Annotated in this window: 15 protein-coding genes; 13 read left to right on the forward strand and 2 right to left on the reverse strand. The window is 69.5% G+C overall.

Translation table 11 applies throughout. The features are described from left to right. Positions 1–54: 54 nt before the first annotated feature. Positions 55–810: an alpha/beta hydrolase gene (locus tag KME78_RS31930; protein ID WP_219533090.1), complete on the reverse strand. Its 756-nt coding sequence runs from the start codon at positions 808–810 to the stop codon at positions 55–57. An 86-nt stretch (positions 811–896) separates the two neighbouring features. Here KME78_RS31930 and KME78_RS31935 point away from each other — a divergent pair, with 86 nt between their 5' ends. The 11 genes from KME78_RS31935 to KME78_RS31985 all read left to right on the forward strand — a co-directional run bounded on the left by KME78_RS31935 (position 897) and on the right by KME78_RS31985 (position 11,714). Continuing rightward, the gene (locus KME78_RS31935) at positions 897–2,048 is read left to right on the forward strand and encodes an alginate lyase family protein (RefSeq protein ID WP_219533091.1); all 1,152 of its coding nucleotides are present in this window, start codon (positions 897–899) and stop codon (positions 2,046–2,048) included. Between the two features lie 79 nt (positions 2,049–2,127). Then, a complete protein-coding gene (locus KME78_RS31940) occupies positions 2,128–3,003 on the forward strand; it encodes an FAD binding domain-containing protein (RefSeq protein WP_219533092.1) in 876 nt (291 codons plus the stop codon). 1 nt (position 3,004) lies between these two features. Next, positions 3,005–3,472, forward strand: a complete 468-nt coding sequence (locus KME78_RS31945; protein WP_308127216.1) for a (2Fe-2S)-binding protein — start codon at positions 3,005–3,007, stop codon at positions 3,470–3,472. Next, a complete protein-coding gene (locus tag KME78_RS31950) occupies positions 3,469–5,859 on the forward strand; it encodes an aerobic carbon-monoxide dehydrogenase large subunit (RefSeq protein ID WP_308127217.1) in 2,391 nt (796 codons plus the stop codon). The genes KME78_RS31945 and KME78_RS31950 overlap by 4 nt, the downstream gene beginning before the upstream one ends. A gap of 17 nt (positions 5,860–5,876) precedes the next feature. After that, positions 5,877–6,821, forward strand: coding sequence for an XdhC family protein (locus tag KME78_RS31955; protein WP_219533093.1), 945 nt, complete (start codon positions 5,877–5,879; stop codon positions 6,819–6,821). Between the two features lie 4 nt (positions 6,822–6,825). Beyond that, on the forward strand, positions 6,826–7,734 hold the full coding sequence (locus KME78_RS31960; RefSeq protein ID WP_219533094.1) for an AAA family ATPase: 909 nt from the start codon (positions 6,826–6,828) through the stop codon (positions 7,732–7,734). Beyond that, on the forward strand, positions 7,731–8,519 hold the full coding sequence (locus KME78_RS64865) for an SRPBCC family protein (protein WP_246652378.1): 789 nt from the start codon (positions 7,731–7,733) through the stop codon (positions 8,517–8,519). Before KME78_RS31960 ends, KME78_RS64865 begins: the two co-directional genes overlap by 4 nt. Positions 8,520–8,610: 91 nt before the next feature. Beyond that, positions 8,611–9,783 (forward strand): vWA domain-containing protein, encoded by a 1,173-nt coding sequence (locus KME78_RS31970; RefSeq protein WP_219533095.1) that lies wholly within the window; start codon positions 8,611–8,613, stop codon positions 9,781–9,783. Between the two features lie 195 nt (positions 9,784–9,978). Beyond that, entirely contained in the window at positions 9,979–10,602 is a 624-nt protein-coding gene (locus KME78_RS31975) for a TetR/AcrR family transcriptional regulator (protein ID WP_219533096.1), read from the forward strand. Beyond that, positions 10,599–11,360 (forward strand): SDR family NAD(P)-dependent oxidoreductase, encoded by a 762-nt coding sequence (locus tag KME78_RS31980; protein WP_219533097.1) that lies wholly within the window; start codon positions 10,599–10,601, stop codon positions 11,358–11,360. The genes KME78_RS31975 and KME78_RS31980 overlap by 4 nt, the downstream gene beginning before the upstream one ends. Positions 11,361–11,375: 15 nt before the next feature. After that, positions 11,376–11,714 carry an antibiotic biosynthesis monooxygenase family protein gene (locus tag KME78_RS31985; protein WP_219533098.1) on the forward strand — a complete coding sequence of 113 codons (339 nt, stop codon included), beginning with the start codon at positions 11,376–11,378 and terminating at the stop codon, positions 11,712–11,714. Positions 11,715–12,091: 377 nt separating this feature from the next. Here KME78_RS31985 and KME78_RS31990 read toward each other — a convergent pair whose 3' ends face one another. After that, positions 12,092–12,457, reverse strand: coding sequence for a winged helix-turn-helix transcriptional regulator (locus tag KME78_RS31990; protein WP_219533099.1), 366 nt, complete (start codon positions 12,455–12,457; stop codon positions 12,092–12,094). Between the two features lie 78 nt (positions 12,458–12,535). Between KME78_RS31990 and KME78_RS31995 the strand changes: the two genes are divergently transcribed. Next, positions 12,536–13,405 carry an NAD(P)H-binding protein gene (locus KME78_RS31995; RefSeq protein WP_219533100.1) on the forward strand — a complete coding sequence of 290 codons (870 nt, stop codon included), beginning with the start codon at positions 12,536–12,538 and terminating at the stop codon, positions 13,403–13,405. 607 nt (positions 13,406–14,012) lie between these two features. Next, entirely contained in the window at positions 14,013–15,164 is a 1,152-nt protein-coding gene (locus tag KME78_RS32000) for a hypothetical protein (RefSeq protein WP_219533101.1), read from the forward strand. Positions 15,165–15,210: the final 46 nt, after the last annotated feature.

Consider the following 15,210-nt stretch of genomic DNA (forward strand, 5'->3'; position numbering starts at 1 on the left):
CCTTACGCGCACCTGATCACACTTGACGACCTCTACGCTTGATCGCCGTATCGCTCAGGGGCGCGGGCCGAAGCCCTGGTCGGCGAGCCAGGTGGCGCAGAGGCCGGGCCAGGCGGACGCCGCCGGTTCGTCCTGGGCGAGCCCGAGCCCGTGCCTGCCCTCGGGGAAGACATGCAGCTCGTACGGCGTGCCGACACGGCCGAGGGCGGTGGCGAACAGCAGGCTGTTCTCGGCCGGGACCCCTTGGTCGGCCGCGGTGTGCCAGAGGAACGTCGGCGGCGTCTCAGCCGTCACGTTGAGGTGCGCGGACAAGGCCGTCGCCTGCTCCTCGGTGCCGTCAGGGCCGAGCAGTTGCCGGCGAGACCCGGAGTGCACGCGCGCCCCGGTGAGGTCGATGACCGGGTACCCGAGGATGACGGCATCGGCACGGTCCCCCTCCTTCGAGGTGGCGAGCGTGGCGGCGAGGTGGCCGCCCGCCGAGAACCCCATGACGGCGACCCGCCCGGCCCCCCGCTCCCGGACGACGCGCACCGCCTGGCGCAGGTCGTACAGCGGGGCCGGATTTAGCGGCTCGCGCCCCGGCTCGGCCCCGGCCACCCGGTATCGGAGCACGTAGGCGTCGATGCCCAGTGTGACCAGCCAGCGGGCGATGACCGCGCCCTCGTGGTCGGCCAGCCCGGAGTAACCGCCGCCGGGACACACCACCACCGCGCCCGTGGCCGGGCCGTCCGCGGCGTACAGGGTCAAGCTCGGCGATTCGGCGGTGGCCGGGCCGGGCGGAGTCTCCGGCCAGAGGAGAACGTCGATCATGCCTGGGGACTCTACTCCCCGGAAAGGTTAGGAAACTTTCCTAAAATGGTTGACTGCGACTCGTCAGGCTCGTTGGATGAGCGGTCATGACCCCCCGTATCATCGCGACCGCCGCACTCGTCGCATCCCTGGCTCTACCTCTCCCCGCTGCCGCCGCCCCGGCCACCTTCACCCACCCCGGAGTCCTGCTCGGCCGCGGCCAGCTCGACTCCATGCGTACCAAGGTCAACGCGGGTACGCAGCCGTGGAAGTCGGCCTACGACCAGATGATGGGCCACTCGCTGGCCTCGCTCACCCGCGCCGCCAAGCCGCGCGCCGTCGTCGAGTGCGGCCCCTACTCCAACCCCAACAACGGCTGCACCGACGAGCGCCAGGACGCGCTCGCCGCGTACACGATGGCTCTGGCCTGGTACGTCACCAGGGACGCCAAGTACGCCAAGAAGTCCATCGAGATCATGGACGCCTGGTCCGCGGTGATCAAGGACCACACGAACAGCAACGCGCCCCTGCAGACGGGCTGGGCCGGCTCGGTCTGGCCACGGGCCGCCGAGATCATCCGCTACACGTACACGAGCTGGCCGAACGTCAACCGGTTCGCCACGATGCTGCGCACGGTCTACCTGCCGAAGGTCATCAACGGCTCCAACAGCAACGGCAACTGGGAGCTGAGCATGATGGAGGCGGCCGTCGGCATCTCCGTCTTCCTGGAGGACCGGACGAGCTATGACAAGGCGATCACCAAGTTCCGCGGCCGGGTGCCGGCCTACGTCTACCTCAGCAGCGACGGCGCGCTGCCCAAGGGCGCGCCCGGCAGCGGCCTCGACACCCGCGACGAGCTCGTCAAGTACTGGCAGGGGCAGACGACCTTCGTCACCGGCCTCACCCAGGAGACCTGCCGCGACTTCACCCACACCGGCTACGGGATCTCGGCCATCTCCCACGTCGCCGAGACCACCAAGATCCAGGGCGAGAACCTCTACCCGGAGGTCGGCGAGCGGCTCAGGCAGGCGCTCGGCTTCCAGTCGAAGTACCAGCTCGGCGCGGCCGTGCCCTCCTGGCTGTGCGGCGGCAGCCTGAACCTGGGCCTCGGCCCGATCACCGAGGTCGGCTTCAACGAGCTCCACAACCGCCAGGGCATCCCGATGACGAACACCCAGGCGCTCACCGAGCAGCAGCGTCCCGCCGGCACCAACCAGCTCTTCGTCGCCTGGGAGACCCTCACCCACGCGGGCGATTAAGCCTTTCCTTAGGTGAGCGTTGACAACATCGCCGCGCAGGAGTCGGCTGAGGGCCCACCACGAGCGAGGGGGTGTCCGGATGCAGGTTCCAGCGCCGTTGGAGTACGAGCGCGCCACCAGCGTCGACCACGCCATCGGGCTGCTGGAACGGCTCGGCGGCTCGGCGCGGCTCATCGCGGGCGGCCACAGCCTGCTCCCGATGATGAAGTTACGGCTCGCCACCCCGGAATACCTGATCGACATCAATGACCTGCACGCCGAGCTCGGCTACATCAGGGTCGAGCCCGGCCAGGTCCGTATCGGCGCGATGACCAGGCATCGCGAGCTGCTGGAGTCGGCCGAGCTGGCCACGACGTTCCCGATCTTCGGTGACGCCGAGCGGGTCATCGCCGACCCGGTCGTCCGCAACCGGGGCACGCTGGGCGGTTCGCTCTGCCAGGCCGACCCGTCGGAGGACCTGTCGGCGGTCTGCACCACGCTGGGCGCCAGCTGTGTGATCCGCAATCGCGAGGGTGAGCGGGTCGTGAGCATGGAGGAGTTCTACCGGGGTCCGTACGAGACCGCGGTCGAGGACGCCGAGATGCTGGTCGAGATCCGCGTCCCGATCCGGCCCAACGGGTCCAGCGCGTACGAGAAGGTCGAGCGGCGCGCCGGCGACTGGGCGATCGTGTCGGCGGGCGCGGCCGTGTGGCTGGACGACGGCGTGATCTCCGACGCCCGCGTCGGGCTCGCCGCGGTCGGTCCCAACACGACGGGCATGCCCGCCGTCTCCGATGCCCTGCGCGGCAGCGAGCCGTCCGAGGCGGTGTACGAGCAGGCCGGAGAGCTGGCGGCGCAGCACTGCGACCCGGTCACGGACATGCGCGGCAGCGCTCTGTACAAGCGCCACCTCGCCAAGGAGCTCACCAGGAGGGCACTGCGCCGCTCCGTCGCCCGGCTCAGAGAAGGGGTGTGACGTGCGCGTATCGATGATCGTGAACGGCGAGGAGGTCACCGGGGAGATCGAGGGGCGCCTGCTCCTGATCCACTTCCTGCGTGACCACCTCGGGCTGACCGGCACCCACTGGGGCTGCGACACCAGCAACTGCGGCACCTGCGTCGTCTGGCTCGACGGCGAACCGGTCAAGTCGTGCACCGTGCTCGCGGCCATGGCCGGCGGCCACGAGGTGCGTACGGTCGAGGACCTCGAACAGGACGGCCGGCTCGACCCCGTCCAACAGGGCTTCATGGAGTGCCACGGCCTGCAGTGCGGGTTCTGCACCCCGGGGATGATGATGACGGCCAGGGCGCTGCTCGACCGCAACCCCGACCCCTCCGAGGGCGAGATCCGCGAGGCGATCTCCGGGCAGATCTGCCGCTGCACGGGCTATGCCACCATCGTCCGCTCGGTGCGCTGGGCCGCGTCCAAGGAGGCCTCATCGTGACCAGCACCGAACACCGGCCCGCCGGATTCGTCGACAACGACCAGAAGCCGCTCGGCCACGGCCGGATGCTCCGCAAGGAGGACCCGCGCTTCATCCGCGGCCGGGGCCGCTACGTCGACGACGTGCAACTGCCGTCGATGCTGCACCTGGCGATCCTGCGCTCTCCCGTCGCGCACGCGCGGATCGTGAGCATCGACGTCAGCGCGGCGCAGGCGCACCCGAAGGTCAAGGCGGTCGTCACCGGCGCCGACCTGGCCGCCCAGGGCCTGGCCTGGATGCCCACGCTCTCCAACGACGTACAGGCCGTCCTGGCCACGGACAAGGTCCGGTTCCAGGGCCAGGAGGTCGCGTTCGTGGTGGCCGAGGACCGCTACTCCGCCCGCGACGCCCTGGAGCTGATCGACGTCGAGTACGACGTGCTCGACCCGGTGATCGACGCTCGCAAGGCGCTCGACCCCGGCGCCCCGGTCATCCGCGACGACCTCGACGGCAAGACGGACAACCACTGCTTCGACTGGGAGACCGGTGACGCGGCGGAGACGGCCGCGGTGTTCGACACGGCCGACGTCGTGGTGAGCCAGGACATCGTCTACCCGCGCGTACACCCCGCGCCGATGGAGACCTGCGGCTGCGTGGCCGACTTCGACCGGGTCGAGAGCAGGCTGACCCTGTGGTCGACGACCCAGGCGCCGCACGCTCACCGGACGCTGTACGCGCTGGTCGCCGGGCTGCCCGAGCACAAGATCCGGATCATCTCGCCCGACCTCGGCGGCGGCTTCGGGGGCAAGGTCCCGATCTATCCCGGCTACGTCTGCTCGATCGTCGCCTCGATCGTGACCGGCAAGCCGGTGAAGTGGATGGAGGACCGCGCCGAGAACCTCACCAGCACCGGCTTCGCCCGCGACTACATCATGCGCGGCGAGATCGCGGCGACCCGCGAGGGCAAGATCCTGGCCATCCGGACGAACGTGCTGGCCGACCACGGCGCGTTCAACGGCGTCGCCGCGCCGACGAAGTACCCGGCGGGCTTCTTCGGCGTGTTCACCGGCAGCTACGACCTGCGGGCCGCCTACTGCAAGATGACCGCCGTCTTCACCAACAAGGCGCCGGGCGGGGTCGCGTACGCGTGCTCGTTCCGCATCACCGAGGCGGTCTACCTGGTCGAGCGGATCGTCGACTGCCTGGCGTACGAGCTGGGGATGGACCCGGTCGAGCTGCGGATGAAGAACTTCATCCAGCCCGACCAGTTCCCCTACACGACCAAGACCGGCTGGGTGTACGACTCGGGCGACTACGAGCCCACCATGCGCAAGGCGATGGAGATCGCCGGGTACGACGAGCTGCGCAAGGAGCAGATCGAGCGGCGGGCCCGCGGCGAGCTGATGGGCATCGGCGTCTCCTTCTTCACCGAGGCCGTCGGCGCGGGCCCGCGCAAGGACATGGACATCCTCGGCCTCGGCATGGCCGACGGCTGCGAGCTACGCGTCCACCCGACGGGCAAGGCGGTTGTCCGGCTGTCGGTGCAGAGCCAGGGACAGGGCCACGAGACCACGTTCGCGCAGATCGTGGCCGAGGAGATCGGCATCCCGCCCGCCGACATCGACGTGGTGCACGGCGACACGGACCAGACGCCGTTCGGCCTCGGCACGTACGGCAGCCGCTCGACCCCGGTGTCCGGCGCCGCCGCGGCCCTGGTCGCCCGGAAGGTACGCGACAAGGCGCGCATCATCGCCTCCGGCATGCTGGAGGTGTCGGTCGCGGACCTCGACTGGGACAAGGGCGCCTTCCACGTCAAGGGCGACCCTGCCAAGTCCGTCACGATCCAGGACATCGCGCTCCGCGCGCACGGCGCCGGAGACCTGCCCGAAGGCATCGAGGGCGGCCTGGAGGCGCAGATCTGCTACAACCCCGAGAACCTCACCTACCCGCACGGCGCCTACATCTGCGTCGTCGACATCGACCCGGGCACCGCCCAGGTCAAGGTGCGGCGGTTCATCGCGGTGGACGACTGCGGCACCCGGATCAACCCGATGATCATCGAGGGCCAGGTCCACGGCGGCCTCACCGACGGGGTCGGCATGGCGCTGATGGAGATGATCGCGTTCGACGAGGACGGCAACTGCCTCGGCGGCTCGCTCATGGACTACCTGATCCCGACCTCGCTGGAGGTGCCCGACTGGGAGACGGGCTTCACGGTGACCCCCTCACCGCATCACCCGATCGGCGCCAAGGGCGTCGGCGAATCGGCCACCGTCGGCTCCCCGCCCGCGATCGTCAACGCGGTCGTCGACGCGCTCAAGCCGTACGGCATCCGCCACGCCGACATGCCGCTCACTCCCTCGCGGGTGTGGGACGCCATGCGCGGTGTGCCCACGCCGCCGATCTGACCCCCTCGGAGTCGTACATGCCGCACACCAAACGCATGGAGGAACTGGTCGCCGGGCGCATCCCGTTCGTCCACGCGGTCGTCGTCCGGGCACAGCTGCCCACGGCGGTCAGTCCGGGCGACGACGCCATCATCCTGCCCGACGGGTCCATCGAGGGGTTCGTCGGCGGGCAGTGCGCCGAGAGCTCGGTGCGTACGGCGGCGCTCGGGGCGCTGTCGGACGGGCGGACGGTGCTGCTGCGGGTGCTGCCGGAGGGCGAGCAGGGCTTTCCCGACTCGCCCGGCGCGCAGGTCGTGGTGAACCCCTGCCTGTCCGGGGGCGCGCTGGAGATCTTCCTGCAGCCGCTGCTGCCGCCTCCGGTGCTCTGGGTCGTCGGCTCCTCGCCGATCGCCACGGCCCTCGCCGCCCTGGCCGCGCCTTTGGACTTCACGGTACGCCTCGCGGCGCCTTTGTCCGGTGCGGCCGGTTCGCTCGGTCCAGCCGGTCCAGCCGGTCCAGCCGGTCCAGCCGGTCCAGTCGGTGCGACCGCGGCCGTCGTGTGCAGTCACGGGCGCGGCGAGCAGGAGGCGATCCGGGCCGCGCTGGACGCCGGTGTCGGCTATGTCGGACTGGTGGCCAGCCATCGGCGTGGAGCGGCGGTGCTGGGGGAGATGTCGTTGACCGACGACGAGCGCCGCCGGGTCCACTCCCCGGCCGGCCTCAGACTCGGCGCCCGCACGGCACCGGAGATCGCGCTGTCGATCCTCGCCGAGATCGTGGCCGCCATCCGTACGGGCGACCTCGCTGACATCGCCATCCGCACTGAGTCTGAACGTCCGCGTCCCGAGGTCGCGATCGATCCCGTGTGCGGGATGAACGTGACCGTGTCCGCCGAAACCCCGCACCTGGTCGCCGACGGCGAGGACGTGTGGTTCTGCGGCCCGGGATGCCGAGACCGCTTCGCGCGGGCGGGCGGGCGGTAAGGACGTGGCGGACAGCGGCGCACCCCAGCCCGACAACAACGCTTTTGGCAGTGCTGACGACATCCGCCGCCGTCTCGACGAGCTCGACTATCTGGTGGACGACGGTACGGCGGCGGCACTGTTCTTCGCCCTCAGCCTCGGCCAGCCGCTGCTGCTGGAGGGCGAGCCCGGAGTCGGCAAGACCACGGCCGCCAAGGCCCTGGCCCGCGCCCTGGCCACCCCGCTGATCAGGCTTCAATGCTATGAGGGCCTGACCGCCGGCGAGGCCCTCTACGAGTGGAACTACCAGCGCCAGATGCTGGCCATCCGCCTGGCCGAGTCCCACCACGACCGGCTGAACGACGCCGACCTGTTCAGCGAGGCATTCCTCCAGGAGCGCCCGATCCTCCAGGCCATCAGGCACCGCGGGCCGCGGCCACCCGTACTCCTGATAGACGAGATCGACCGCGCGGACGACGAGTTCGAGGCGCTGCTGTTCGAGTTCCTCGGGGAGGCGGCGATCACCATCCCCGAGCTGGGCACCTTCACCGCCGAACGCCGCCCGGTCGTCATCCTGACCTCCAACCGCAGCCGCGACCTGCACGACGCGCTCCGCAGACGCTGCCTGTACCACTGGATCGACTTCCCCGCCCCGGAGCGGGTGGCGGAGATCCTCCGGCGTACGGTCCCCGCCGCGAACGACGCGCTGATCCGCTCCGCCACCGACTTCGTCGGCCAGGTGCGCCGGATCGACCTGGACAAGGCGCCCGGCATGGCGGAGACGATCGACTGGGTCTCGGCCCTGTCGTCCCTGGGTGCGACACGGCTGGTCAGAGACGATGTCGTACGGACGCTGAGCACCATCGCGAAGACGCTGGACGACCGCGACGCCATCACCGAGGCGCTCGACCGGCTGGGAGCGGGGAGTAGATGAAGATCGACAATGAGTTCACGGTCAGCGTGCCCATCGAACGGGCCTGGGAGGTACTCACGGACCTGGAGGGCATCGCCCCATGCATGCCGGGCGCCCGCCTCACGGGCGTGGAGGGCGAGGTCTACTCGGGCAAGGTACGGGTGAAGGTGGGGCCGGTCGTCTCCGAGTACGCCGGGACGGTCAGGTTCCTGGAGAAGGACGACGCGGCCTACCGGGCCGTCATCGACGCCAAGGGGCGGGACTCACGCGGCGCGGGCAACGCCTCGGCGGCCATCACCGCCCACCTGCGCGCCGACGGGCCGCGCACGGTCGTCTCGGTGGACACGGACCTGAAGATCTCCGGCAAGGTGGCGCAGCTCGGTAGCGGCATGATCAAGGAGGTCTCCAGCAAACTGCTCGGCCAGTTCGTGAACTGCCTCGAAGCCAAACTCACCACCGAACCGGCCGCCCCAACCCCAGCGCAGTCCACCCCCGCGACCACGCCTGACTCCGCCTCAGCACCCGCCCCCGCACCCACCGTAACCCCCGCTCCCGCGTCCGCCCCCGCTCCCGCGGCTGAGAGCACGTCAGTCGAGCCGGGAACGGAAGCGGAGCGGGCCGAAGCCGGTGAGCGGTCGGACAACGAGGCACCAGCCCCACGTGTCACCACGCCCGAGATCGAGCCGGAGCCGCTGGACATCCTGGGCGTCGCCGGTGGGGCCGTCTACAAGCGCCTGATCCCCCTCGTCGTCGGGATCGTCGTCGTCATCGTGGCAGTGGCCGTCATCTGGGCCGTTGTCTCGTAGCCGGCCCGAGCCACCCACCCCGCCGCCGCGACGCACCGCGCCGACGCCAAGCGCCCCGCCACCGCCAAGCACGCCGCCACCGCCGGGCACCATGCTGGCGGGCGTCGACCGGGCCGCGTTCGCCGCGGCGCTGGCCGTACGGCTGAGGCGGCATGGCGTGCCCGTGGGCTTCACCGGCGTCGAGGACTTCACCCGCGCCCTCACGATCGCGCCCCCAGGCTCACTGTCAGAGCTGTACTGGGCCGCCCGCATCAGCCTGGTGCGGCGGCAATCGGAGATCGAGCCCTTCGACGAGGTGTTCGCGGCCGTGTTCCACGCGGTGGGGCCCGCGTTCGACCCGCACGCCCGCCGCCGCCCCCTCAGCCCGGCGAACGGCACCGCCGACGAGGCGTCCGCACCCCTGCCGACCGTGTCCCACTACGACCCGGGCGGGCTGCCCTGGATGACGTTGCCGACGGTGGTGGCGACCGCGGAGGGTTCGGACGGTCCGGCGGTGCCGGAGCGCCTGCCGAGCGACGCCGAGGGGCTGGCCGACGTACCGTTCGAGCAGCTCGGCGACCAGGAGTGCGAGTTGCTCGGCGCGTGGCTCGCGGCGACCGTGGCCGCCTGGCCGGTACGGCGCAGCCGCAGGCTGGCGGTGTCGTCAAGAGGGCGCGCGATCGCGGTACGCGCCACGCTGGCGCGTGCTCGCCGCACCGGCTGGGAGCCGCTCCGGCTGGCCAGGCAGCGGCCCGTCGACCGGCCCCGGCGGGTGGTCATGCTCTGTGATGTCAGCCAGTCGATGCAGGCCCAGGCGTCGGCGTACCTCCATCTGATGCGGGTGCTCGCGGTGGTGGCGGACGCGGAGGTGTTCGCGTTCGCGACGACGCTGACCCGCCTGACGCCGGTGCTCGCGCACCGCTCGACCACCGCCGCGATCGAGCTGGCCTCCGAGCGGGTGAGCGACAGATTCGGCGGTACGCGGATCGCGACCAACGTACGGGCGCTGCTGGCATCGCACCACGGCGCGAAGGTGCGGGGCGCCATCGTGCTCATCGGCTCGGACGGCTGGGACGCCGACCCACCGCAGGAACTGGCCGCCGCGATGGCCCGCCTACGCCGCCGAGCACACCGGGTGATCTGGATGAACCCCAGGGCCGCCGCCCCCGGCTTCGAACCGCGCGTGGCCGGGATGGCGGCCGCCCTCCCGTACTGCGACCTGCTGCTACCCGCCGACACGTTCGGCTCGCTCCGCACCGTACTCACGGAGCTCACCCGCGCCTGACACGTTTCCTACCAGGGCCAACCTTCACGGCAGGCGTGACAGCGCGACGGACCTTGCACCCTCTGGTCACGGGGGCAGTCCTCCTCGGCTCGCGAACTCCGTCCTGCGTAGAGGATGTTGCGGCAGGCTCCCAAGAGCGGCCCGTAGTCAAGCAGGTGCTTGACAACTCGCCCATTCTTATCCATCATCTGCTTGATGGATAACGAAGGACGGCCGGTTCGCCAGCGACTCAAGGCGGACGAGCGGCGGCGGCAGATCATGGAAACCGCCTTCGACATGCTCGCGGACAAAGGCTTCGAGGGTTTCCGGACCCGCGATGTCGCCGAACGCGCGGGGATCAACAGTGCGACGCTGCACCACTACTTCCTCACGAAGGAGGCGCTGATCGAGGGGGTTGCGGCTCACCTGGAGCAGCTCTACATGCGGGACCGCGCATCCGAGCGGGACGCGGATGAGACCACGCCGACCGCGTTGCGCGAACTACGACAGGAGTTCGACGACGTCGCCTACTTCTGGCGGGAGCACCCACGGACCTGGGCGGTCTCGCGGGAGTTCATGCTTCGGGCGCCGCGCGACCCGGCGGTGGCGAAGGTCATCGGGCGGCTGAACGAACGGTGGTGCGCCGGCGTCGAACGCCTTCTCGCCGAAGGGCGGGACGCGGGCGTGTTCCGCGCCGAACTCGACCCAGCCGCGGCCGCCCTTGCCGTGGTGGGCGCCTTGTGGGGCTCGATCATGCTCACACAGCCCACCCGAACCCAGTTCGACGCCGTCTGCCACGAGATCGAGACATGGCTTCTCAGAAAGGAACAACAGCAATGACACCACTCATACTGGCCGGCAAGGTCGCCGTCATCACCGGAGCCGGCCGCGGCATCGGCGCACGGACAGCGCAGCGATTCGCCCAGTCCGGCGCCAAGGTCGCCGTGAACTACCTGCGCAACCACGCCGCCGCGCAAGCCGTGGTGCGCGCGATCGCAGATGCCGGCGGGGACGCGATCGCCGTGCAGGCCGACGTGCGTGACCCCGACGCCGCGGCGGGCATGGTCGCCGCGGTGACCGAGCGGCTGGGGTCGCCCGACACGCTGGTTCTGAATGCGGACGCGGGCGGCTTCCGGCCAACCCCGGTCATGGGGCTCGACTTCGCCGCATACGAGTTACGGCTGTTGGACGAGATGAAGGCCGCGTTCACCCCGGTGAAAGCTGTGCTGCCGGGCATGCTCGACAAAGGAAGCGGGAGCATCCTCGCGATCAGCAGCGCTCTGTGCCGCGCCCCCGTCCCCGGCTTCTCGCTGCTGTCGGTCAGCAAGGGCGCGCTCGAAGCCTTCGTACGCGCGCTGGCCGTGGAACTCGGCCCGCACGGCATTCGGGTCAACACCATCGAAGCCTCGATGATCCAGGACGAGAACAGCAGCGTCGTTGACGACGAGCAGCAGAAAGAACTACGCGAGTGGATCCCACTGCGCCGCCTCGGCCGACCAGACGACGTCGCCGGCACCGCCACGCTGATCGCCTCCGACCTGGCCGGCTTCGTCAACGGCGCATCCATCCCGGTCAACGGCGGCCAAGTCCTCTACTGAAACCAGGAGCACCCCATGACCGTGATCGAAAGTAACCAAGGCGTGATCACCCAGATCAACGTCTTCGACGTCGACCCGGACAAGGTCGACCTGCTCATCACCACCCTCCAGGAAGCGGCACGAACCGTCACCCACATACCGGGCTGGATCTCGGCCAACCTCCACGTCTCCCTCGACCGCACCAAGGTCACGAACTACGCCCAATGCGCCAGCAAGGAGGCATGGGACGCCGTCATGGAGGTGGTCTACGCCAACGGCTACATCGAGAAACTCACCGCCGTCGCACGACCCAACCCCTGCCTCTACAACGTCGTCTGGACACTCGACCACACCCAAGTGACACCAGGCCCATAGCCAATCAGGCTCCTGCAGATCGTTAATTGATCTTGTTGTCCCACTGCGGGATGGAGCGCGTCCGGGCCCCGGTTGAGCGCCTCCTCCAGCACGCGGTCGGCGCGTAGATTGTCGAGCCGGAGCTGGTGCCGGACGTGCGGCGCTCGCGCAGCACCTCGACGGCTCCCAGGTAGACGTACAAGGTGGTGTCGGGCGGAGGCGAGCGGTCTCCGGTGTGCCGTCGCTCAGCCAGTCGCGGACGTCTGCCTGGAAGCCAGTGGGCAGCGTGGTGGTGCGCCGGTCGATCCAGGCCAAGATCGCTTTGGGACGTTGCTCATGTATGCCGAGCTCGGCTCCGCACGCGCTGACACCTGGACGTGGCGAGCCCGCGGAGGGGACTACCTGCTGTGGGCGGCTTCGAGGTCGGACTGGTGCGCGACGGCCCAGAGGCCCAGGGCGCGTACCGGCTCCAAGAAGGAGCGGCCCAGGTCGGTGAGCGCGTAGTCGACGCGCGGCGGGACTCTCGGATGGACCGTGCGGCTGATCAGACCGTCCTCTTCGAGGGCGCGCAGCGTACGGGTGAGCATGCGGCGGCTGAGCCCCTCCACGGACCTGTCCAGCTCGTTGAAGCCGTGCGCACCGCGCTCCAGGATCGACAGGATCACGACACTCCACTTGTCACCCACCCGACGCAGCACGCTGGTCGCGGGGCAGTTCTCGTGCTCAGCCACGGTGACAGGGACGGTGATGGCTGCAGTGGACATGAATGTGCCTTCTTTCGGACCTTTCGCCAGTTGGCCAAAGATCAGGGTACGCACATCGACCTCCAAGGAGGATTTATCGTGATCGTGGTCAGCGGAGCGTCCGGGCAGCTCGGACGTCTCACCGTCGGGCACCTGCTCCAGCGGGTGGACGCCGCCCGCGTCGTGGCGTTGTCCCGTACCCCTGATGCCATCGCCGACCTCGGAGTGGCCACCCGGTACGCCGACTTCGACGATCCGGCCGGCCTGCCCGGCGCGCTGGAGGGCGCGGAGCGGCTGCTGATGATCAGCATGGGCTCGCTCACCGGGGCGCCTCGCGGGCACGTCAACGCCATCGAGGCGGCGGTCAAGGCAGGGGTGGGCCAGGTGATCTACACGTCGTTCGCCAGGGCGGGCGAGCCTGGCCAGCCCCAGGCGCTCATCCAGAACCACGGGGAGACCGAGCGGCTGCTGGCCGAGTCGGGGCTGACGTTCACGGCGCTGCGGTTCAACCAGTGGCCGGAGATGTGGAACCTTGTCGGCCTGCCCGCCATCGCCGTCGCCACCGGGGTGCTGCCCAGCAATTCGGGTGACGGCCGGGTGGGACACATCACCCGCGACGACAGCGCCGCCGTCGCCGCGGCCGTGCTGGCCGAGGGCGGCTGCGAGGGGCAACTCCTCGAGGTCACAGGGCCGGAGGCGGTCACGGACGCGGACGTCGCCGACGCGCTCGCCCAGGTCACCGGCCGCCCGATCCGCTGCGAACAGGTCTCGGACACCGAGCTGGCCGCGGAGCTGTCCGGACGTGGGCTCCCCGAGATGTACGTTCAGGGATGGACGGGCCTGGGGACGTACAAGCGCGACGGTTGGTTCGACGTGACCACACACGCGGTCGAACGCCTCACCGGCCGCAAGCCCAGCTCGATCGCCGACTACTTCGCCGCTCATCGTGGTAACGAGCAATCTGCGTGACGGACGAATCTGCACACGTTCATTAAGCCTGTCAGCGCGCACGCCGATCACCGCCAGCAGGCCCAGCTCGCACTCCTCCAGCCGGACGTCGACGTGGATGCCATCGACCGGCGCGTGGGCCGGCCTGCTCCCCGCCCCCTCAACGAATACTCAACAAGTTCTCAACACCGCCCGGCGCACCATGCAGACCGCCAGTTGATCAACAGGTCAAAGAGGGCAGCATGCGATTCGGGACCAAGGCGGTAGGAATGCTGGTTGCGACCGGCGCGATCATGGCGGCAGCACTCGTGAACGCGCCGGCCGCGTCGGCTACCCCGTCTCCGTGCTCCGCGTGCGACGCCTCCACCGCCAGAAGGTCGAGCGAACCGGGAAGTTCTCCACGCTCGGCGACACTGCTGCGTTCATCGAGTGGCGTTGAAATACGTTCTTGTTCTGATGGAGGATTCGCGTGAATCGACCCAGGCGCGTACTCGTGACAGTGGTGGCCGCCGGTCTTCTCACCTCCTGCGGAGGAGGCGCGGGAAGCTATGACTCGGGAGGATCGCACGGGCCCCGGACCGGCGCACCGACGTCGTCCATGTCCACGCCCACACCCACGTCCACGTCCATGTCCCCTGAGCGTGTCGCGCCGAAAACACAGCTGTCGGTGCCCAGCCTCTACGACACCTCCCGCGGCTGGGAGTCAGACCTGCCGGGGGACCAGCTCACCCTGCCGCACTCCGGGGCGGTCGCCATCTTCCTGCAGGGCGGCAAGAACGACGGCACATTCACGGTGCTTGATGTGACCAGCGGCCAAAGCCTGTGGAAGAGCGAGGTGAAGGGCCCCGGCCTGATGTCAGCGCTCTCGGTCACCGTGCAGGGAAAGGACTACCTGGTCGCCTCCGCGTCCGGCTTCCAGGGCGCCGATGTGGTCAGCAAGGGCCGGCAGGTCACGACGATCGACATCTTCCCCGCCCGTGCCGCTGGAGATGGCGTCAAACCGGCTCACCATCTCGAGCTGGACGGCGAGGGGGCGGTCGCCAACGGCGGTGGTGGACTGCTGGTGTACCTGGACAACGACGTGGTGGTGACCGTGGATCCGGCCACAGGCGCGACGAAGACGTACGACCTGAGGAAGATGAAACCTCCAGCCAGCGAGTGCAAGCTGTGCTTCGCGTCGACCAAGGCCGTAGCGGTCACCCCTCGCGGGCCGCTGCTGGCTACCAACACTCAGCCCCGCCGCCACTACTGGGTGCCGGGAGCCTGGTCAGGCGGCACTCTCACCACAAAAAGCGATCACAAGATCTTCATTACCCGAGTCAAGGACTCCCTCGTCGCGCAGTGGAGCGACGAAGGCGCGCCCAACGACACGTGGGCCGTCCTGGACCCCGCCACGGGAAAGGTTCGCGCCAAGGTCGACTGCGCGCCGTATCAGCGAGTGACGGCCGACGACTCCAAGGGAGCCTCCCTGTCTGCCGACGGACGCTATCTCGTCCGCAGCCATACAGCCTTCGACTTGGACAAAGGCACCGGCCACTGCTTCGAGGAGACCGACCACGACAAGCCGGTCCATCTCACCGGTGTGACCGATGACGGCGTCGCCTTCGGCATTGGCGCCTCGACTGCTGAGCAGGCGGACCCGCGGGTCACCATCGACCTCGCCACAGGCCAGGTCCAGCTAGGCGACTACGTCGTGGCTCCCTTCGGCGACTACTCCGGATACGGTCTGTTCTGGGATGACTCCACAGACACCATGGTCGCCTATCCACACGCCAAGTGACCCCACGCGTAGGAGACCGGTCGCGCTCAGTGGTGCAGGCGGCCCC

It is taken from the genome of Nonomuraea guangzhouensis (assembly GCF_019396345.1).
In the GTDB taxonomy this organism is placed as follows: domain Bacteria; phylum Actinomycetota; class Actinomycetes; order Streptosporangiales; family Streptosporangiaceae; genus Nonomuraea; species Nonomuraea guangzhouensis.

Bases quoted from the DNA above. Each gene is read 5' to 3' on its own strand.
- KME78_RS31980 (WP_219533097.1), top strand. From the start codon at position 10,599: ATGACACCACTCATACTGGCCGGCAAGGTCGCCGTCATCACCGGAGCC.
- KME78_RS31935 (WP_219533091.1), top strand. From the start codon at position 897: ATGACCCCCCGTATCATCGCGACCGCCGCACTCGTCGCATCCCTGGCT.
- KME78_RS32000 (WP_219533101.1), top strand. From the start codon at position 14,013: ATGTCCCCTGAGCGTGTCGCGCCGAAAACACAGCTGTCGGTGCCCAGC.
- KME78_RS31940 (WP_219533092.1), top strand. From the start codon at position 2,128: ATGCAGGTTCCAGCGCCGTTGGAGTACGAGCGCGCCACCAGCGTCGAC.
- KME78_RS64865 (WP_246652378.1), top strand. From the start codon at position 7,731: ATGAAGATCGACAATGAGTTCACGGTCAGCGTGCCCATCGAACGGGCC.
- KME78_RS31930 (WP_219533090.1), bottom strand. From the start codon at position 810: ATGATCGACGTTCTCCTCTGGCCGGAGACTCCGCCCGGCCCGGCCACC.
- KME78_RS31975 (WP_219533096.1), top strand. From the start codon at position 9,979: ATGGATAACGAAGGACGGCCGGTTCGCCAGCGACTCAAGGCGGACGAG.
- KME78_RS31970 (WP_219533095.1), top strand. From the start codon at position 8,611: ATGCTGGCGGGCGTCGACCGGGCCGCGTTCGCCGCGGCGCTGGCCGTA.
- KME78_RS31985 (WP_219533098.1), top strand. From the start codon at position 11,376: ATGACCGTGATCGAAAGTAACCAAGGCGTGATCACCCAGATCAACGTC.
- KME78_RS31955 (WP_219533093.1), top strand. From the start codon at position 5,877: ATGCCGCACACCAAACGCATGGAGGAACTGGTCGCCGGGCGCATCCCG.
- KME78_RS31990 (WP_219533099.1), bottom strand. From the start codon at position 12,457: ATGTCCACTGCAGCCATCACCGTCCCTGTCACCGTGGCTGAGCACGAG.